Origin of the sequence: Paenibacillus sp. FSL H7-0442, from assembly GCF_038593105.1 — a bacterium.
Classification (GTDB): Bacteria; Bacillota; Bacilli; order Paenibacillales; family Paenibacillaceae; genus Paenibacillus; species Paenibacillus polymyxa_D.
This window is the reverse complement of record NZ_CP151963.1, coordinates 4,528,428-4,547,413: the sequence shown is the minus strand read 5'-3', so window position 1 is coordinate 4,547,413 and position 18,986 is coordinate 4,528,428. Positions and strand designations below refer to the sequence as shown.

Here is an 18,986-nt window from a genome sequence, read left to right as displayed (position 1 = left end):
ATATTGCGTATGTTGTTCATAGCGAATTACGTTATTCAGAACTGGTGAAATTCGTCTCCGGCATCCCCTTCAGATCACTTAAAAATTGCTGCATGGCTGAGTTTAGATATCGGCCGGATTTATAAATCACTCCTACCGGATGACTAACTTCCAGCTCAGGAATATGGATCATTTTTAATGTGCCTGCACGCAGTTCAGAAGTGACCGATAGTCTGGAAATAATGGCCGCACCGAGATTAATTTCGACCATCCGTTTGACTTCCTCACTGCTGGACAACTCAATCACGACATGAGGCACGATTTGGTGCTTTTTAAATACATCGTCTACGAATTTTCGTCCCACTGTATCAGGAGAGAGCAGAATCAGCGGAATTTCCCGAAGGGCTTCAATGGTAGCATGTGGTTGTGAAGCCAGCGGATGAGTAGGAGACACGACCAGCTCAAAGGAATCGTAATACAGAACCGAAGTGCTTAAATTAGGATTACGTTCGATCAGATAGCCGATGCCAACATCAATAAGTCCGTTCTCCACCTGCTGATAAATCATGGAGGAAGCCATGGATTGAATGGAGGTTTTGATGAGAGGGAACTGATCCTGAAAGTAGGAAAGCACGCGCGGTAAAATTTGAATAGCGATGGATGTTGTGGTACCCAGCGCAATGTGACCCTGTGGTGTTTCGTTTAGATCGTACAATTTTTGTCTTAATTCCTCAACAACCTCTAATATGCGCTCGGCATGTTCCAAAAAAACAGCTCCCCGGTCGGTCAGGGTGACAGGCTGGTTGCGGTCAATCAGAATGGTTTTGAACTCATCCTCTAGACTTTTAATTTGGGCGGACACCGCCGGCTGCGTCAAATTGAGAAGTTCTCCGGCTTTGCGGAAGCTCATCGTTTTGGAAATCATGATAAGTGTTTCGAGTTGACTGATGTTCATGAAGTTCCTCCTCTCTTTTCTTAATCTTATCGCAGCTGTATAGAATGAATATTTTTAGCCAATCCATAGGTTCATATGTAAAACCGTCGTTATGCTTTATTTCATTAAATTATAGGTTATTCGAGCAGGAAGGGCAATGAATCGAAGCAGAGCACCTTAAAGTGTGGTATATTGGGAAATAAAGACTAAAGTCCTGATATCCTTCAAAAATAATCAATCTAAAACCGGTAAGAAGTAAAGATATAGGACATTATTCACATTTTTTGTGGTTTAGCTATAAAAAATTACCGGGTAGCTGTCGATAAGTGATATAGAGAGCATTTTAATGAGGATCGATTCGTTTTACAGTAATATTTAATTAAAAAATTCTAATTTAAATGGGACTTTTGTTGTGTGTCTAAAAGCCCATCGTAAAGGGGCGCTTTGATCGTGAAGGCAGAAGTGATAAATCCTTTTTTGGAGTCGGCGCGACGGGTCATTGAACAATTGATCCAAGTATCTCCTTCATCCGGAAATCTTGGTGTGAAAAATGTCGAGCTGGTGGACGACCACATCTGGATTATGATCGGGATGACCGGACAGCTTAGCGGAAATATTGTGTTCGGCCTGAATGAACAGGTGGCGCTACGTATGGTATCAGCGATGATGGGCGGATTTGTGTTGACTGAAATTGATGAGATGGGAAAAAGCGCAATTTCAGAATTGGGCAATATGATTAGTGGTAATGCCAGTACGATTTTGTCCAGTCAGGGAATTGTCGTGGATATTACGCCTCCGCAGGTCATGAAATCAGAAAACTTGACCACTTTTGTGCCTCAGCGTGCCCTTTATATTCCGCTCACGGTGGAAGGAATCGGTGAGCTGGATATTCAGGTGATGATCTCTTAATATTAAAGGAGCAAGTTTCTTTAATGTGGAGGGATGAGCGTGAGTATACTACAGGACAAGATAGTTGTGATTACAGGTGCATCTAGTGGGATTGGCGCCCTTTGCGCTCAGTTGTTAAGCGAAAAGGGCGCGATTCCTATTTTAACAGCACGCTCGCAGGAGCGACTGAAGCAAGTATCTGCTGGAATCAGCGGCAGACATGAGCTTATCCAACTGGACGTCACCCGCCAGGAGCAGGTAGAGGCTGTTGCTGCACGAGTATTGGAACAGTACGGACGGGTCGATATATTACTTAACAATGCGGGCTACGGAAAGTTTGAGTATTTTAATGAAACCGACCTGACGGAGTTTGAACAAATGATGGACGTGAACTACATGGGTGTTGTTCGCTGCATCAAGGCGTTTCTGCCGCAAATGACAGAGCGGGGCCATGGACAGATTGTCAATGTAGCATCAATGGCCGGGAAAATCGGGACAGCCAAATCGTCTTCTTACACGGCGACGAAGCATGCGTTGCTCGGTTTCAGCAATGCGCTCCGGCAAGAGCTGCGCGGGAGTGGAGTGACTGTAACGACGATTAACCCCGGACCGATCGACACACCCTTTTTTGAGCTGGCAGATCCTTCAGGAGGATATGTTCGAAATGTAAGCTGGTTTATGCTACAACCAGATAAGGTAGCACGGCATATCGTAAGAGCGATGGAGCTTCGCAAGGAGGAGGTTAATCTGCCACGGTGGGTATCTCCTTTTCTCAAGCTGTATCAGTTAGCTCCCAGACTGACCGACAGGCTGGGTCATGGGGTGATGAATAAGAAATAAAAGATGTCCCGTAAGCCATTAGCTATGGTGAGGGACATCTTTTATTTTTGTGATTTGGTAACAGAGGAATTTTCGCATATAATGGAGAGTAACGAATTTACGTATAGGGGTTGGACCTTTTCATGACATTGAATTTTGAATCGCTCGGCGTTGAACAAGATCTGTTGGACAAACTGACTGAGCATGAAATTACACAGCCTTCGCCAGTTCAGGCAGAGGCTATACCGGAAATAATGAAGGGAAAGCATGTATTGGCGCGCTCACAAACTGGCACAGGCAAGACACTGGCTTATTTGCTGCCGCTGTTGCAAGCGATTGATCCGCAGAAAAAGGCTACGCAAAAGCTGATACTAGCTCCAAGCCAGGAACTGGCCATGCAAATTGTACGTGAGGGTCAGCGCTACGGTGAGCATCGCGGAATCCGTGTACTCGGTCTGATTGGTGGGGCGGCTATCAAACGTCAAATCGAAAAGCTCAAGGATCATCCACAGCTTGTCGTGGGCACACCAGGACGTGTACGGGAACTCATCGCTTCAAAAAAGTTGAAAATGCACAATATTACAGCCATTGTTATCGATGAGGTGGATCAGATGTTCCAGCTCGGCGGAGCAGGCGATGTAACCAATATATTGGGCACCGCCCAACGTGATCGTCAATTGGTATTCCTGTCCGCAACGCTGAACGACGAGATTCAGTCGCTGGCGAAACGGGAGATGCGTGAATACGTAGAAATTGGGATTGATCCCGACCAGAAGACGGCCAGTGGACTGGAACACTATTACTTTGTATCTGAAGAACGGGATAAGGTGGATATGCTGCGCCGTCTGGTACGTCATTTTAATCCGAGAAAAGCGCTGGTGTTCGTGAATACAACCAATGCCATCGGGGAGATTGAGGCCAAGCTCAAGCATATGGGGCTGACTACGGCATCCTTGTATGGAGATGCGGATAAAGTCACGCGTAGCAATGTGTTGGCCCGATTCCGTGAGGACAAGCTCAAAGTGCTGGTCGCTTCGGATGTGGCAGCCCGTGGTCTGGATATTGAGGGCCTTGAAATGGTTATTCATTTTGATCCGGCTACGGATAGTCAAGCTTATGTTCACCGTGCAGGACGGACAGGACGGATGGGACGCAAAGGATTGGTGGCATCGGTTGTCACTGACCGTGAAACGTTCATCATGCGTAAGTTCTCCCGTGAACTGGGCATTGACATCGCAGAGCGTGCGTTGCATGGAGGTCGAGTAGTTGTGCCGCGTCCGGCGGATGCCAAGCGTGCACCTGTAAGACCCTCCGAGGCTAGATCCTTATCTAACGGAGCATCGGCGGAGGACCGAAAGGCACCTGTTCGTGCCGAAAACGGACGTCCTGGCAGGAATTCCGCGAACGGTTCAGCTCCAGGCAAGAGCAAAGGTGCAGCCTTGTCCAAAGCAGGAAAAGCACAGCGCGAGCGTGATCGCAAAAACAAGGGTGCACCAAGATGGCTGAAGGAAAAAGGATCAAAACCGAACGAGTAAGGGAGAAGAGGGGGAGCCATGGAACAACAGCCTGTGTTGCAAATTAACGGACTGACCGGCGGATATAGCGCCAAGCGCCCGGTGTTGCATCAGATTTCGCTGGATGTGAAACCGGGCGAAATGGTAGGACTGATTGGTCTGAACGGGGCCGGGAAAAGTACGACCATGAAGCATATTTTGGGCCTGATGACACCGCAGGCCGGAGAAATTCGTGTGCAGGGGCATAAGCAGGATGAAAATCCCGAGGAATATCAGGGAGCCATTGCTTTTGTACCTGAATCTCCAGAGCTGTATCCTGAAATGACGGTGATGGAGCATATGGAATTCACGGCCAGAGCGTACGGAGTTAGCGAAGCAGATTTCCGCACACGCAGTGATCAAATGCTGGACTTGTTCCGTATGCGGGATAAAAGTGGAAGTATGTCGATGCACCTGTCTAAAGGGATGCGCCAGAAAGTGATGATTATGTGTGCATTTTTAGCGGGACCGCCGTTGTATGTCATAGATGAACCTTTTTTGGGTTTGGACCCGCTTGGTATTCGTTCCCTGCTTGACTTTATGTTAGAGATGAAGCGTTCGGGTTCGTCCATTCTACTCAGTTCTCATATTTTGTCCACGATTGAAAATTATTGCGATCGTTTCATTGTACTTCATCAGGGTGCCATCATTGCGCAGGGTACGCTGGACGAAGTGACAGCACAGGCGGGTAAGCCGGGCATGCCGCTGGAAGATGCATTTTATGAGCTGGTACAGGGCAGGGAATGAGCATGGATTTGCAACGTCTGCATAAAGAAAGACGTGTAGCGTTCTGGGGACAGGTGTTGCCTTATCTGGGCTATGTCATTCAGAGCGGTCTGGCGGTGGTGTTCGGCTTTGCACTGATTGCCTTTGCCGCATGGTACACGTCGCTACTAATGCATACTCCACCGGATTTGCCCATCCGCTGGATCATGCTTATTGTGGCTATTCCGATTGCTCATGCGAGCTTTCGTACGTATTTAAACGCAGCGGATATTGTTTTTCTCCGTCCACAGGAGCACGCAATGCACTATTATTTTAAGGCCAGCCGGATTCGGGGTGTGGTGTATAAAATATTCGGTTTGCTATTGCTGTCTATTATAGTGTGGCCGCTGTATATTCGCAGTGATTCCGCGCCTAAGCCGTTGCTACTGACCCTGCTACTGTTCGTGCTATTAAAGCTGCTATTCAGCTACGGCGGCTGGCAAGAGCTTCGTATGGTATCGATTGGCGGGAGTATAGGCTATCGTCTGCTTCGGTGGGTGTTGGCTGTGCTGATGGTAGCCGCATGGCTATGGCAGCCTCCACTACACAGCGTACCATTTATCATATTGGTCGGTGTGGTGTACGTGCTTGTTCTGCGTTTTCCGGTCAAGCTGCTAGTGGCTTGGGAAAAGCTGATTCGTACAGAGGGTATGCAGGCTGCTCGGGTGATGCGCACTTTGGGCTGGTTTGTCGATGTGCCCGCCCTTACGCAGAGAGTGACGCCGCGCCGTTGGCTATCCTGGTTGGGAGGTAACATACCTTGGAACAGAAGGGGAGCGTATCGTTATCTGCTGTTTAAGACGTTCCTGCGCACAGAGCCAGCAGGTATTGTCATTCGGCTCGGGATTCTGGGGTTGTTAATTATATATATCACCCATGCTAGTTGGATTGGTATTGCAGTATATTTATTTTTCATATTCCTCATTGGTGTACAGGTCACTTCACTAAGGCAGTATCACAAGGATTCGTTATGGCTTCAGTTGTATCCGATTCCTGCGCATAGTCGTCGTGCGTCTTTTCTCGACTTTGTTGTTCGGTTGACGTTGCCGGCTGCTGTGGTTCTGTGGCTTCCTTTTCTGGCAAAGGGAACGGAAGATCTACTGTCTACACTGCTCACGTTGCTTGGGGGAGTTGCAGTAGTGTTCCTGCTACGAGGCGCTCAAGCCAAAAAATGGCGTTTGGACGGTCAGGATGAAGAAGAAGTGTGATTTGTATCTATGTGAATAAAGTAAAGGCTAATTCGCAGGCAGCACTTGCTGCTTGCGAATTAGCCTTTTTTTGTACTGCTATCATAGCCGTGGGTGCAGATATCCGTCAGCTTATATAAAGATCGTTTTGCTGATGATAACTAATAAAATGAACAGTACCAGAATTGTTCCTGTGCTTGTGAATGCGCCGTAACCACCGTAACCGCCTCTTGTTTCTTCTGCTCCCATGCTCATTCTCCTCTCGGTCATTGTGATAAAGGATACATCGTATCTTATGAAGTGGATTTTCAGATTGCGTGGGCCAATGCTCAGGTATGTTGCCGAATCGCCTTATATTTTTCATCAATGTAGGGGAGGAGAGAGGAAAAGACACGTATTGTCGAGAATAGAAGAAGTATGTAATCATTATCACTTGGAAAGTGGGAAAGACGAGATGCTGATAGATAAGCTGCTCGTGAACATATTTCTTGTGTTTGTACCGTTATTGGTATATAGCGCTTTGTCAGATCATCGGCATATGAAACATACCCCGTTGCTTATGGGAGGGGTGCTGGGTGTGTCTTCTGTGCTTTGCCTTATGTTTTCGTATATTTGGTATGGACTATTTTGGGATCTTCGATATGTTCCTCTGATCCTTTCTGTTTTATATTTTGGTCCTAAGGCAGGGCTTCTGAATATAACGTTGATGGTGATGGCTCGTATGTATATAGATCCTGAGTCTATAGTGGTGAGTTTTCCCAGCATGATGTTGTGTTATTTGGGGCCTCTCTTGGTGAGAAAAAAGTTTATGCAGCTCAATAGTATATTGCTTCGGGTGGGCATGAATATGCTAATGAGTATATGGACCAGTATTGCCATGTTTATATTTCTGTTAATACATTCCTGGGTCAATGGAAGGCTAGATAAGGATGAGATCGAGCTGATCCGGGCAATACTCTGGTTCGGTATGATTCAATTCCTAAGCATTGGAGCCTCCTCTTTCTGGATGGAGTTTAGTTTGGAACGGGAAGAAATGAGAAGAAAGATTAAATATGCTGAGCATCTGAATACGTTAGGTGAACTGGCTGCCTCTATGGCTCATGAAGTACGGAATCCATTGACCGTTATTAAAGGGTTCTTGCAAATGGTTCAGTCAGGGCTAGAAGGGAAAAATCGCAGATATATTGCTTTGGCACTAGCAGAGGTCGATCGGGCTGAAAGAATTATTAGCGACTATCTGAACTTATCCAGACCGCAGATTGGGAACACAGAGCTGATGGATCTGTCTGGCATGGTTCAACAGATTGTTTTGCTTTTGAAACCGATGGCGACCAAGCAAGGCGTAAGACTGTATACTGAGCTAAGGAATGAAATATACGTACATATGGATCGTAATCAGCTGTTACAGGCGTTAATACATGTGACGAAAAATGCGATCGAAGCTGCGGATGATGGAGGCAGGGTATACATAAAGCTGGCGATTCAGGAAGAGAAGGCATGTCTGCATATTAGGGATACAGGAAAAGGCATGAGTCAGGAGCATCTGGAGCGAGTGGGTACTTTGTTTTTTTCAACCAAAGAGGTAGGAACGGGACTGGGAACGGTCGTCTCCTTTCGAATCATTGAAGCCATGAACGGAAGTATACACTATGAGAGTGAGCCCGGAGTCGGAACGGAGGTAGTCATCCTGCTGCCACTCGCACAAGAATCAATGCTCGCTGCTGAAGGATAGTTTGTTTCGAAGTGTGACTTACAATGGTTCAGCCCATTAAAAAGCGGTATGCCACAACATCCGGCATACCGCTAATGATGCTATATTGAATCTGTTACATATTATGCGTTCAACAAATCTTGTGCGCCACGGTAAACAATGTCATACAGGTCTTCCAGATACTCTTCCTCGATACATGAGAATGCGATTCGGAGATCATATTCACCCAGCGCAATTGTTCCTACCCCATATTGTTCCAGCAAATGTGTGCGCAGTCGTTCAGCGGACAAGCCGTTCAGCTTAAGGCACATAAAATAACCCGAATTGAAAGGATAGTAGCTCCATACATCTCCGTATTTTCCACTATCGAGCAACGCTTTGACTTTATTAGCCCGCCCCTTCATAATTTGGAACTTTTCATTTTTCTGTTGTGCAAAATCGGGTGATTTGAGGGCATCCAGGACGAAGGTTTGAGATGGGTGAGGACCGCTCGAAATCGTTGCCCGAATAATCCCTAATGTTTTTTGTTCCAGTGCGCTCAGTACATCCTGATGTTCCGAAGCAAAGGTAATAAATCCGACACGGAAGCCCCAAACGAATTCTTCTTTGGTAGCTCCGTCAATTTTGACGGGTAGAATTCTCGGATGAAGTCCAGCTAACTGACCGAATAGTGATTCATGCAGGGAGTCCTCGAAGAACAGACCAAAATAAGCGTCATCCGTCACAACTACGACATTGATGCCTGCTTCTGCGGCTTCCTGAATGGCAGCAACAATCGCTTTACCCTCTTCGACTCCCGGTGTGTAGCCCGTCGGGTTATTCGGGAAGTTCAGCACAACGATTGCTTTGCCGTATTCTTTCTGTGCCAGTAGCGCCTCGCGTAATCCTTCACTATTAAAACGTTGATCCTCTGTGAACAACGGGAAATTCACCAAACGTCCATGACGGCGAATACCGAAAGTCAGCTCATAGTTTTCCCAGTTTTTGTCTGGGTAAATGACAGCGTCCCCTTCATCCGTGAACAGGTCGGCAACGATGCTCAAACCATGGGTCAGCGCGTTCGTAACTACGGGAAGGCCATAACCTTTTCCAGCCAATGAAGGGTTTTCCTTCAGCATTTTGTCACGCCATACACTACGAAGTTCAGGTTTGCCCGCAGGGGGTGCGTAAGGGTATAAATCCTTGGGATTGTAAGCGGACAGCTTCTCCTGAATGACCTCCAAATGCATAGGACCGTTACCTTCCGTAGCAATACCAATCGTGGCGTTGTACTTTTTAGCAAGCTTCCCGGCTTCTGCGGATTGACTCAAAATCCCCTCTTTTGGGAAATAAATTTCTTTCCCTAAAAGAGAAAGCATTTGATATACATGCTCGTTGCCTGTCTGAATGTTTTGGTTTAACTGCGCTGCCAGTGGATTCATTCCCGTTTCATCCTTCCAAGTCATTTTGATTACATATTATAGCATCACACACGGTAAGCGTCACGCAAAAGCATCTGGGAGCATAAAAACGCATTTTTTTGCTTAATGAAGGCGCTGAGCTTATATTATAAATTAACGGGATAGAGGACAACCAAAGATTAACAAGAGGAGGTGCAGATTTTGCTGGATACATCTGCGTCATCGTTTATCCTGTTGTCGGCCTTCGCCAAAATTGTGTGCGAGCCGGGCTGGAAATGGCAGGTACGCGAGAAGCCGATGCCAAACTATGATTTATTCTATGTATGGAGCGGAGAAGGAACAGTGGTCTTAAACGGAACATCGTATCCGGTGAGCAAGGGGAGTTGCTTCCTGTTCAAGCCGGGGGATGATACCCGTGCCACACATAACCCGCAAAAGCCGCTCATACTTACCTATATTCATTTTGATCTCATCGAACAACCAGAGCTAGTCCCTGCAAGCTACCGTATGCTGGAGGAAACGTTCGAGGTAGAGCATATGCTTGCCAGGTACGTTCGACTGCGCCTGGAGCGTGCTTACGGATCTGACGAGGAAGGCAAGCTGATTCTAAAACAACTGATGATTCATCTGCTGCGTGCGGACCGTAAGGAGCCGCAGGAGCAACAGGCCAGTAACCAGCTCACCGAGGTCATTCGGGAAACGGCCAACTACGTGCGTCAGCATCCGGGACTTCCTCATCGCGTCGAGGATTTAGCTGCACGGGCAGGGCTGTCACCGCGTTATTTTTCGATTAAATTCAAGGAGCTGCTAGGTGTTTCCGCGCAATCTCATATTATCAGCATGCGGATTGAGCGTGCACAGCATCTACTGCTGCATGCGGGAATGAATGTGACCGAGGTGGCAGAGGCTTTGGGGTATCGTGACATCTTTTTTTTCAGCCGCCAATTCAAGCAATACACGGGGAAAAGTCCGTCTGAGATCCGGTAATGTTATAGACGGTGGACAAGCTGTTTCGGATTTAGGCATAATGGGAGTAACGCATGACAAATATAAAGGATAAATTCCAAAAAAAGGACCCGAGCCATTACGCCGGGTCCTTTTTTATATGAGCAATTTATATCATTCGATTCCAATGCTCATATGTGTAGCTATAATCCTGTTATGATATATTCACTTATGCTTTGGGATCATGTCGAAAGCAACCCAGACGTTGTCCCATTTTCACCACATCCCCCAGCTTCAATGCGGGGTCTGGCTCAAACGTACCGTTCTCAGTTAGCAAAACGACGGTTGACCCAAATTCGAAATAGGCGAGATCGTCTCCTTTTGTCCATGAGACGGCTTTATCATCCGTATATTTGATGCTACTCACATTCATTGCGCCAACCTTAACGACCGCCACCTCACCATATTCGTGGGCGATGTACGTAATCTGTCGTTCATTGCGGCTAAGAACTGCTCGCATATGCTGCAAGCCGAAGTCATTCACTGGGTATACCTTGCCGCGCAGATGCTCTTTTTCTACCAGCGTACCGGATACTGGTGCATGAATGCGATGATAATCCGTCGGGCTGAGATAGAGTACAAAAGCATAGCCGTGTGTGTATTTTTCAAGACGCGGAGAGCGGTTAAGAAGCTCTTCCAGCGTATAGTCCTGCCCTTTGACATTCAAAAGAGTGCCGGACGTAATTGGGCCAGTGAAAGTAATCCGTGCATCCACCGGACTGGTCATCACCTCGGCGTTCGTATCAATCGGGCGCATGCCCGCTTTTAATTTGCGTGTAAAATAGGCGTTCAGAGAACGGTATTCCTTCCATTCCTGTTCAGCCTCATGCGTCTGGATCTGGTACGTACGTATAAAGGTGGGGATAAAAAGTCGGCTTGCACCGCTTTGCGCGAAGGAGCCTACAATCCGGCACACCCACTTGCGCGATGATAGCTCCGTCATGAGCCGCAGCCACTGTTTTGCCATTACAGATCCCCCTTGTTCATTTCCGAGCCGTCTTGGCCGGAACCTGTCCGGCCGCTCTGAACTATATTGACACAGAATGTGACGTAAATCAATACAGTGGACGGCCTGGTGAACGTTCGGTATCTGACGAAGGCATCCGTTCGAGAAGCCAACGAGCGTAAGCCATCGGCTGAGTGTATGTTTCTTTCCAGACATTATGCATGCCAGCCTGGCTGAAGCCATAGCGCTGGTCACGACCGTTGCATTCGATAAAAACAATCTTGCCTTCACGGGTAATTCCCAGATCCAGACCGACATCGGCGAGACGAGGAAGGGTTTGTGCCAGTCGGTGCACGATTTGTAACGAGAGCCGCTCTAGTTCATTCATTAGCCGGACTGCGTTCGAAGTCTGAACCGTCTCTGTTTGTGATAACACCTCCAGTAAGGAACGGGCCGTACCCCCCTGTGCCACATTGGAGACAAAGGTGTGGGAAGGAGCAATTTTAGCGAACATGCCTGTCACACCCCAGATACCGCCATATCCGCGCTGAACCGTCACACGGATATCAAACGGACGATTGTTGTACAAAGCAAGCGGTATGGTTTCCTGTACGATATGAGGCACATGCAGCAGTCGTTTGTGTAGAAATAACGGGAGTTCTCCGACATGCAAACGTAGTGTGGACCAACGCTCAGGTATAGAAGGATGTGCACATTGCAAAGTCCAGCCTCCGCGGGAATGCCGCAGACGCATAATTCCTCTACCCACGCTACCGCTACTGGGTTTAATGACAACATCTCCGGTTTCCTCCATTAAGGTATGGATGGAGGAAAGGTTGCCTTGCAAGGTTTTGGGGAGGTGGATGCGTAGCAGAGGGTCTTCCTGCAGAATTGCATGTATATGGTCTTTGGGGAAACGGTTTTGTTCATTAAAAATATAGTATCCCTTTTGTACAAGCTTGTTGATATCTCTAGCATTTTCATTTTGCCGATAGAGAGTCCGATTGTGGATGACCGGCGGCAACGGAAGAGTCATTTGCCGATACTCGTTGCCGTGTTTAACAAAAGCCCGGCATGTTCCGGTCGCTATATGAATATCCTCCAGACGAAGAAAGCAGGGGATGAGCTCGTAGCTTAACCCGGCGTCCTCGTAATTGGCGATGGATTCATATCGCGTCCTCATGGCGGGAATGCCCCGGTAGGTTGCCGGGTTGAGCATGACGCCGACATGCAACATGAGTATGTCCGCCCTCCTTGTAGCACTCCAACTGATCATACTGTGATTGTAGTCCATCATATGTATCAAAGATCGGCCAGGCATGGACGCTAGCCTTGCGGTAAGCCCAAAGTTAGAAGCGAGGCACCTTTCAGGGAGGCAGACGATATGATACAAGATGAGTGTTGCAGAGTGTTGGAATAAGGTCAGAAAGTAGGTGTGGTGATGCAGAGGCCGAAGGTAGCAGTTGTTACACCGGGCTCCTTTGTTATACCTTCGCCCCGCAGCAGTTCTGTGGAGCGGGTAATTGCCCGCATGGTACCGCTGGCTAGTCATGAGCTTCAGGCGCAGATCTATGGCATAAAGGGAGCAGAGGCATCGGATCATGGCGATGTCGACGGAATTCCCTGTATGCGTTTTACGCGGGGAGCAGGTTATATTTCTGAGGTGATTGCCGATTTAAAGAGATGGTCACCAGCGGTAGTAGATGTACACAACCGCCCGGCAGTTGCGTATGCCATTCGCGAGGCTTTGCCCAATAGCCGAGTTGTGCTGACTTTGCATTCGACCACGTTCATCCGGGAGCCTCACCTTGAACGGAAGGACATGGGTAGGCTACTGGCATCAATGGATCGCATTATTGTGAACAGTGCGTATTTGGGAGCAATCGTAGCTTCTGACTGTTCCGAAGCAGTCAGGAAACGCATCGTCGTAAACAAGCTGGGTATCCATCCTGGCGATTTCCTGCCACGGTGGACTCCAGCAGCAGAAGCGGCCAGGTCGGCGCGATTGGACGATTTCGGCTGGTCAGGCCGCCAAATCGTATTATTTGCGGGCAGACTGATGCCAGGGAAGGGCGTTCACCGGCTGCTCAAGGCCCTGCGGCATGTCGTCCGCGCCTGCCCGGGCGTACTGCTGCTCATTGCAGGTAGTGCCTATTACGGGCATGACCGCCTCACGCCGTATACGGCGTCGTTGCATCGGCAGGTGCGTAAACTAAGGTTGGGGAAGCATGTGCAATTCCTAGACTATGTTCCGCATCCAGCATTGGCCTCGCTATATCAGCTAGCCGATGCGACTGTTGTTCCTTCAGTGAAGGATGAGGCCTTCGGGCTGGTCAATCTGGAAGCTATGGCAGCAGGAGTGCCGGTGGTCGCTTCACGAATCGGCGGTATTCCAGAGGTAGTACAACACGGCGAGACAGGCTGGCTTGTGTATCCGTCTCACGGTGAGCAGGAAATGGCCGATGCCATCATCAGGCTGCTCCAGCAACCTGACTTGCGACGACGGATGGGAGAAGCCGGACTTGGCGAGGTACGGAGACGATTTTTGTGGCAGCACTCAGCACAACGCTGGGCACAAATCATAACGGACTGCGTAACGGAGTGACGTAGGCGCTGTTACGCGCATAGGCTATCTTATAGGCATTAGCCATGATTCCCAGCCGGGTGAATGAAGCGGAGCGACCGCTGGTTCACTCCTGTGCCAAAGGAGCGGTCACCATGAACCATCGTACGAACCATAGCCCTAAGGATAAAAGAACAGCACGGCGTAACCTTTCCCATGCGGTTCCCTCCCCCCGTGTTAACAAGGAGAAAGCGGCTTCGACTTCCGGCAGTCATAGACCGAGCCAGCGCGGGACGGCAACGGTCCCTGCCCCTGTAGAGAAGGATACCTCGGTTCAAGCTGTAGAGGAAGCGGCATGGAAGAAGCATAAGCTTCCCAAAACGCTAGAGGAAGCGATGCAGATGAATCGAGCATCTGTACTGCTGTTGTCTGTGCCTGAGTCAGATACGGAATGCAGGATGGATAACGATAAACCGTCTATTACGATGGAAGATCAGGCAGAGCAAGATTCATTACTGGATTGTTCCATAACCAGTATTCACATTGCGGAAGGAAGACACCGCCCAAAGCAGCGCGTGGTCTTGCCTGAGCAAGATATCGATCTAGCTTTCGATACGGAGAAAGAATTAGACTTGAATGCCATTCGCGATGGATCAGCGACCAGTGACGAGGCTTCTGACGATCATATAGCTTCACCTCAATATGGGAGCATTTCTTTTCACCTCCCCGCACAAGCGGATAGGGGTGAAGTGAGCGTTGTATTTGAGAAACCTTTTGTAGATACACAGTATGTAATCACAGCCAATGCCAGTATACCGGGAGTGATGGTATCCGTCACACAACGTCAGAGGTATTCAGCAGTACTTACTGTGGAACGCATACACTCAGGTCCGCTATGTGAAGGGTTGGTCCTTTGGATTGCGATGGGGCAATAATAAGAAGCCAGGAATATAAGTGTCCATAATCAACTTTATAGTAGAAAAAAGGCGTCCCCTAGTGGGACGCCGTATACATAAGAGAGAAGGGGGTAGACTTGTAATATCGGGGAAGTTTATATTATTACACTTATTTCACACCTACGGCATCAAAAGACTTAATAGCAGAGGTTACGGCTATTGAATTTTCACCATAACTGTCTTTGGCTGTTTGGATAACAGCAGCACGTGCGGTGGAGAAGTTAGACGTGGAAGTCAGATAATTGGTGAAGGCATTATAATAAATATATACGGCTGCATCACGTCCGATTCCATCTACCTTGACACCATGAAAAGTGCCACCTTGTGCCAGTAGATAGTAGGCTTTATTAATAATACCGCTATTAATATGGGCTCCACCATAATCCTCGTTGTTAGGATCAGGATAGAGATTGCTGTAGTGATCGACTTGACCGTATTTGACAGGATCGGAAAGGGAGCGAATGGCATCGCCCTTAATATTAGGGGTATAAGCGACTTTGCCGAAATCCCAATTGGTACGCTCAATGTCGTTGCCTATAATATCTGAGATGGCTTCACTTAATGCACCAGATTCAGCGAAATACACGAGCCCTGATGAATGCTCGGTCACACCGTGTGTCAGCTCATGGGCAACAATTTCAAGGTCGCTGCTAAAAGGGGCAAATAACGTGCCGTCTCCGTCTCCGTAAAGCATGTGAGTGCCACCCCAGTGGGCATTATTGTAGTTCTTTGCGCCGTAATGGACTGCCGAAGCGATGGCCATGCCATGCCCGTCAATGCTGTCGCGTCCAAATCTATCCTTGTAATAATCGTAAGTGCGAATAGCGTAAGCGTGGGCATCCACCGCAGCAGGATCTTCCCATACGTTATCGGAATCTGTATACAGGGTGCCGGGGAGCGTCTCGGTGTTGTGGACGTTATAAGTTAGGATTCCTTTACCACGAGTCGTATCCTTTAGTTGATACTTCTTGCCCGAGGCTGTGGTTTCAAATGTTTTGGTATCGCCGAATACACCGCGCCCTGTGCCGATTACTTCGTTAAGAATGTCATACTTGAATACGATTTTTCCGTCATTAGCGTCAATAAAGTAACGTGTGCGCAGCAGAGTGGGCTGTAGAGTATTAACTTCGGTTACATAGACGAGACGTGTGGAGTCTCCATCGGGATAGATGTACAGTTCTGCTGTAGGGTCCACGCTTGGTTCCAGATTGGCAATCTTGGGAATAGAGGATGCAGGCTCTACCACTTCCAATGTACTGTTCTCCAGTTCAGCTGCTTTATCCAAATCCAAGGAGTCCTTATCAACAGAGATTGAAAATTCATTGTTAGATGCTGTTCCGTAAGTGTCTTTACTTACACTACTTGTACCCTCGTAAGGTTCAGGAACGATTGGGGCGGAGGAAGGGAGAGACTGAACCCGTATAGCTGCATCTTTATAAGCGGTATATACAGCCTCAGTAGCACTGATTTTTGGAGTTGTATTTTCTTTAGCATCGGCTTGTTGATTTTCTGAAATGACAGCTCCCAAATAAGAGGTGATTTGACCAGACTTGTTCACATGGATGGTCTGTTCGGCTCCAAATACGGGAATTCCGTCTACATATTGTTTTAACCGATAATGCTTTGTACCAAATTTGTCACTGGTGCGATCCACGATACGAAATTGCTCGCGCACATGGGAACCGATGTGGGTATCGTCCAGACTCAATAATGTTTTTTGTTGTCGATTTAAAAAGCTCCAGACCAGATTGTCGCCTGTTACCGTTGAAGGAGACTTCCAGTTCACCGTTTGGAATGTTGGCGTAAACTGAGTCGGATCGGGAACAGAATTTTCAGCTGCGGAGGCTCCAGGCGCAATGGCTCCTAATAACATAGCTCCTCCTAGAAGTGAAACCCATACTTTTTTCAATTCATACTCACTCTCCTTAATTAATGTTGGGGTAAAAAACACCCTGTTTGCAGAAGCCTAGCGTCATATATGTAAGTCTTGTTGCTACTTTGAAACGTGAAGAGGCTGGATAAAAATGACCTTATGTAAAATATTAAGGTTTATTTTTTTTGCAATTTCATCGTCTCGGCTCTGATATTAGCACAGAGGTTGTCGAACGAGAAGATTAATTTTACAAAATACCCCAAAATGAATCTTTAGTCCCTGATTTACGGTTTATTTGTCTTATTTAGTCGAAAATGATCGGAGGGACTCTATGAATATGAAAAGGGCGCCCCTTTGAGGGGACGCCATAAATAAGGGGGGAAGGGGCGCAGACTTGTACACTGCACCCCTATTTTTTCGTCCATTGTATGAGTAGGGCCACATGACAGTTGCACAACGGCAACGGTCTATGGACGAGAATATGAGGATTATAGCGTATATGATTTAGTTTACACCTACAGCATCAAAAGATTTGGCAGCTGCAGTTGCTTGTGCCGAGTTCGCACCGTACAGATCTTTTGCCGCTTGGATCACAGCAGCGCGTGCGTTGGAGAAGTCAGAAGAAGAAGTCAGGTAGTTCGTAAAGGCACTATAGTAAATTTGGACCGCTGCATCGCGGCCAATTCCATTTACAGCTACCCCATGGAAAGTACCACCTTGTGCCAATAAATAGTAGGCTTTATTAATAATGCCGCTGTTCGTATGAACGCCACCGTTATCGGAGCTGCCTTTATACAAGTCGGAATAGTGATCTGGTTGATCATACAGCGTAGGATTTGACATAGAGCGAAGAGCATCGCCTGCAATGTTTGGCGTATAAATATCATCGCCTACAAGCCAGTTTTTACGCTGAATGTCATTGCCGATAACGTCCGAGAAAGCTTCATTTAATGCACCGGACTCTCCGTAATATTCCAAATTCGAAGTATACTCTGTGACACCGTGCGTAAGTTCATGTCCCACTACATCGGGGTCCCCGCTGAAGGCGATAAATGTGCTACCATCCCCGTCTCCATAAGTCATTTGGGAGCCATTCCAGAAGGCGTTGTTGTAGCGGCTACCGTAATGGACTGTCGAACGGAGTTGCAGCCCGCGTCCGTCAATGCTGTTGCGTCCAAATTTAGACTTATAGTAATCATATGTTTTGGCAGCATATGCATGGGCATCCACGCCGGCTGGATCATTCCATACATTATCGGCATCGGTCAGAAGGGTACCTGGGATGCTTTGGCGGTTGGAGGCCGTGTAAGTCACGATACCATTACCGCGTGTTGTATCTTTTAACTGGTAGCTACTACCGGAAGCCGTCGTGTTGAATGATTTGCTATCACCAAGCACACCTTTACCTGTGCCTGTCGCTTCATTAATGATGTCATACTGGAATACGATGCTGCCATCATTGGCATCAATAATGTAGCGAGTACGCAGTGGGGCAGGTTCTAAAACATTGACTTCTGTTACATAAACCAGCTGCAGGTCATCCCCTTTAGGATAGAAGTACAGATCGGCTTTAGGATCTACTTCTGGCTGCAGATTAGCGATTTTGGCAATGGAACTTTTTTCTGTCTCCACCGCTTCAATTTTGCTATCTTTCAAGGCAGACGCTTTATCAAGACTCAGCTCGTCTTTATCAATGGATAGCGTTTTTTCGTTGTTAGCTGCTTCGGCGTAAGTGTCTTTGCTTACACTGCTTTGTTCCTCAGCATCTTTAGAAATCGTATCGTCGGAGGTAGGGAGGGCTTCAATCCGTGCAGATGCTTCTTTATATGCAGTGTAGACCGCTTCAGAAGCGCTGATTTTTGGAGTTGTACCTTGCGTAGCTTCAGCTTGCTGATCCTCAGTAACCACCGCTCCTAAGTAAGAGGTGACCTCACCAGATTTGCCCACATGAATAGTCTGTTCAGCTCCATATACGGGAATCCCGTTTACATACTGTTTCAGCCGATAATGGCTCACACCGGACTTGTCGCTTGTGCGATCAACGATTCGGAATTGTTCACGTACACTAGAGTCGTCCGCACCCAATAACGATTTCTTTTGCCGATTCAAATAGCTCCATACAATGTCGTCACCCGATACCGAGGAAGGGGCTTTCCATTGCTCGGCGTGAAAGGTCGGTGTAAGCTGAGTCGGCCCCGAAACGGAACTCTCCGCTGATGCACCAGACGCGACAGACCCTAACAACATAGCTCCTCCAAGAAGCGAAACCCATACTTTTTTCATTAAAAATTCACTCTCCTCGATTAATGTCAGGATGAATCATCCTGTCTTGAATAAGGCATTGCGCCATTTATGTAGGTCGTGTTGTCGTCTGGAATAGAAGAAAATGGAACATGAAGAGAAATAC

At 47.7% G+C, this 18,986-nt stretch carries 16 protein-coding genes; 9 read left to right on the top strand and 7 right to left on the bottom strand.

Features of this window, described 5'->3' with window-relative positions; all coding sequences use genetic code 11:
• Positions 1-31: 31 nt before the first annotated feature.
• The gene (locus tag MHH57_RS20035; protein WP_023990132.1) at positions 32-934 is read right to left on the bottom strand and encodes a LysR family transcriptional regulator; all 903 of its coding nucleotides are present in this window, start codon (positions 932-934) and stop codon (positions 32-34) included.
• A 429-nt stretch (positions 935-1,363) separates the two neighbouring features.
• Between MHH57_RS20035 and MHH57_RS20030 the strand changes: the two genes are divergently transcribed.
• The 5 genes from MHH57_RS20030 to MHH57_RS20010 all read left to right on the top strand — a co-directional run bounded on the left by MHH57_RS20030 (position 1,364) and on the right by MHH57_RS20010 (position 6,146).
• Positions 1,364-1,822, top strand: coding sequence for a chemotaxis protein CheX (locus MHH57_RS20030; protein WP_029518260.1), 459 nt, complete (start codon positions 1,364-1,366; stop codon positions 1,820-1,822).
• 39 nt (positions 1,823-1,861) lie between these two features.
• Positions 1,862-2,641: an SDR family oxidoreductase gene (locus MHH57_RS20025; protein WP_318628014.1), complete on the top strand. Its 780-nt coding sequence runs from the start codon at positions 1,862-1,864 to the stop codon at positions 2,639-2,641.
• 122 nt (positions 2,642-2,763) lie between these two features.
• Positions 2,764-4,155, top strand: coding sequence for a DEAD/DEAH box helicase (locus tag MHH57_RS20020; RefSeq protein WP_029518262.1), 1,392 nt, complete (start codon positions 2,764-2,766; stop codon positions 4,153-4,155).
• Between the two features lie 18 nt (positions 4,156-4,173).
• A complete protein-coding gene (locus MHH57_RS20015; protein ID WP_013311782.1) occupies positions 4,174-4,920 on the top strand; it encodes an ABC transporter ATP-binding protein in 747 nt (248 codons plus the stop codon).
• A gap of 2 nt (positions 4,921-4,922) precedes the next feature.
• Positions 4,923-6,146 carry an ABC transporter permease gene (locus MHH57_RS20010; protein ID WP_039272674.1) on the top strand — a complete coding sequence of 408 codons (1,224 nt, stop codon included), beginning with the start codon at positions 4,923-4,925 and terminating at the stop codon, positions 6,144-6,146.
• A gap of 111 nt (positions 6,147-6,257) precedes the next feature.
• Here the strand turns inward: MHH57_RS20010 and MHH57_RS20005 are convergent, their stop codons facing one another.
• Positions 6,258-6,374 carry a hypothetical protein gene (locus tag MHH57_RS20005; RefSeq protein WP_023990126.1) on the bottom strand — a complete coding sequence of 39 codons (117 nt, stop codon included), beginning with the start codon at positions 6,372-6,374 and terminating at the stop codon, positions 6,258-6,260.
• A 205-nt stretch (positions 6,375-6,579) separates the two neighbouring features.
• On the opposite strand from MHH57_RS20005, the gene MHH57_RS20000 reads away from it, so the two are divergent.
• Complete coding sequence (locus MHH57_RS20000) at positions 6,580-7,857, top strand: HAMP domain-containing sensor histidine kinase (RefSeq protein WP_029518264.1); 1,278 nt, start codon at positions 6,580-6,582, stop codon at positions 7,855-7,857.
• 101 nt (positions 7,858-7,958) lie between these two features.
• Here MHH57_RS20000 and MHH57_RS19995 read toward each other — a convergent pair whose 3' ends face one another.
• The gene (locus tag MHH57_RS19995) at positions 7,959-9,257 is read right to left on the bottom strand and encodes an aminotransferase class I/II-fold pyridoxal phosphate-dependent enzyme (RefSeq protein WP_069012636.1); all 1,299 of its coding nucleotides are present in this window, start codon (positions 9,255-9,257) and stop codon (positions 7,959-7,961) included.
• Between the two features lie 180 nt (positions 9,258-9,437).
• Between MHH57_RS19995 and MHH57_RS19990 the strand changes: the two genes are divergently transcribed.
• A complete protein-coding gene (locus tag MHH57_RS19990; RefSeq protein ID WP_342434443.1) occupies positions 9,438-10,223 on the top strand; it encodes an AraC family transcriptional regulator in 786 nt (261 codons plus the stop codon).
• Positions 10,224-10,410: 187 nt separating this feature from the next.
• On the opposite strand, the gene asd is transcribed toward MHH57_RS19990, so the two are convergent.
• Positions 10,411-11,208 (bottom strand): archaetidylserine decarboxylase, encoded by a 798-nt coding sequence (gene asd, locus MHH57_RS19985; RefSeq protein WP_029518267.1) that lies wholly within the window; start codon positions 11,206-11,208, stop codon positions 10,411-10,413.
• A gap of 88 nt (positions 11,209-11,296) precedes the next feature.
• Positions 11,297-12,424, bottom strand: a complete 1,128-nt coding sequence (locus tag MHH57_RS19980) for a YheC/YheD family protein (protein ID WP_029518268.1) — start codon at positions 12,422-12,424, stop codon at positions 11,297-11,299.
• 204 nt (positions 12,425-12,628) lie between these two features.
• Between MHH57_RS19980 and MHH57_RS19975 the strand changes: the two genes are divergently transcribed.
• Both MHH57_RS19975 and MHH57_RS19970 read left to right on the top strand, forming a co-directional pair.
• Positions 12,629-13,792, top strand: a complete 1,164-nt coding sequence (locus tag MHH57_RS19975) for a glycosyltransferase family 4 protein (RefSeq protein ID WP_342434442.1) — start codon at positions 12,629-12,631, stop codon at positions 13,790-13,792.
• Positions 13,793-13,905: 113 nt separating this feature from the next.
• The gene (locus MHH57_RS19970; RefSeq protein WP_209949721.1) at positions 13,906-14,685 is read left to right on the top strand and encodes a WIAG-tail domain; all 780 of its coding nucleotides are present in this window, start codon (positions 13,906-13,908) and stop codon (positions 14,683-14,685) included.
• Between the two features lie 130 nt (positions 14,686-14,815).
• Here MHH57_RS19970 and MHH57_RS19965 read toward each other — a convergent pair whose 3' ends face one another.
• Both MHH57_RS19965 and MHH57_RS19960 read right to left on the bottom strand, forming a co-directional pair.
• Complete coding sequence (locus tag MHH57_RS19965; RefSeq protein WP_209949722.1) at positions 14,816-16,615, bottom strand: M4 family metallopeptidase; 1,800 nt, start codon at positions 16,613-16,615, stop codon at positions 14,816-14,818.
• Positions 16,616-17,083: 468 nt separating this feature from the next.
• Complete coding sequence (locus MHH57_RS19960) at positions 17,084-18,862, bottom strand: M4 family metallopeptidase (protein ID WP_069012639.1); 1,779 nt, start codon at positions 18,860-18,862, stop codon at positions 17,084-17,086.
• Positions 18,863-18,986 lie beyond the last annotated feature (124 nt).

What these genes read in the sequence shown, in the direction of transcription:
- MHH57_RS20035 (WP_023990132.1), bottom strand. Translation starts at nt 934, where the DNA reads ATGAACATCAGTCAACTCGAAACACTTATCATGATTTCCAAAACGATG.
- MHH57_RS20020 (WP_029518262.1), top strand. Translation starts at nt 2,764, where the DNA reads ATGACATTGAATTTTGAATCGCTCGGCGTTGAACAAGATCTGTTGGAC.
- MHH57_RS20015 (WP_013311782.1), top strand. Translation starts at nt 4,174, where the DNA reads ATGGAACAACAGCCTGTGTTGCAAATTAACGGACTGACCGGCGGATAT.
- MHH57_RS20010 (WP_039272674.1), top strand. Translation starts at nt 4,923, where the DNA reads ATGGATTTGCAACGTCTGCATAAAGAAAGACGTGTAGCGTTCTGGGGA.
- MHH57_RS20005 (WP_023990126.1), bottom strand. Translation starts at nt 6,374, where the DNA reads ATGGGAGCAGAAGAAACAAGAGGCGGTTACGGTGGTTACGGCGCATTC.
- MHH57_RS20000 (WP_029518264.1), top strand. Translation starts at nt 6,580, where the DNA reads ATGCTGATAGATAAGCTGCTCGTGAACATATTTCTTGTGTTTGTACCG.
- MHH57_RS19995 (WP_069012636.1), bottom strand. Translation starts at nt 9,257, where the DNA reads ATGAATCCACTGGCAGCGCAGTTAAACCAAAACATTCAGACAGGCAAC.
- asd (WP_029518267.1), bottom strand. Translation starts at nt 11,208, where the DNA reads ATGGCAAAACAGTGGCTGCGGCTCATGACGGAGCTATCATCGCGCAAG.
- MHH57_RS19980 (WP_029518268.1), bottom strand. Translation starts at nt 12,424, where the DNA reads ATGTTGCATGTCGGCGTCATGCTCAACCCGGCAACCTACCGGGGCATT.
- MHH57_RS19975 (WP_342434442.1), top strand. Translation starts at nt 12,629, where the DNA reads ATGCAGAGGCCGAAGGTAGCAGTTGTTACACCGGGCTCCTTTGTTATA.
- MHH57_RS19970 (WP_209949721.1), top strand. Translation starts at nt 13,906, where the DNA reads ATGAACCATCGTACGAACCATAGCCCTAAGGATAAAAGAACAGCACGG.
- MHH57_RS19960 (WP_069012639.1), bottom strand. Translation starts at nt 18,862, where the DNA reads ATGAAAAAAGTATGGGTTTCGCTTCTTGGAGGAGCTATGTTGTTAGGG.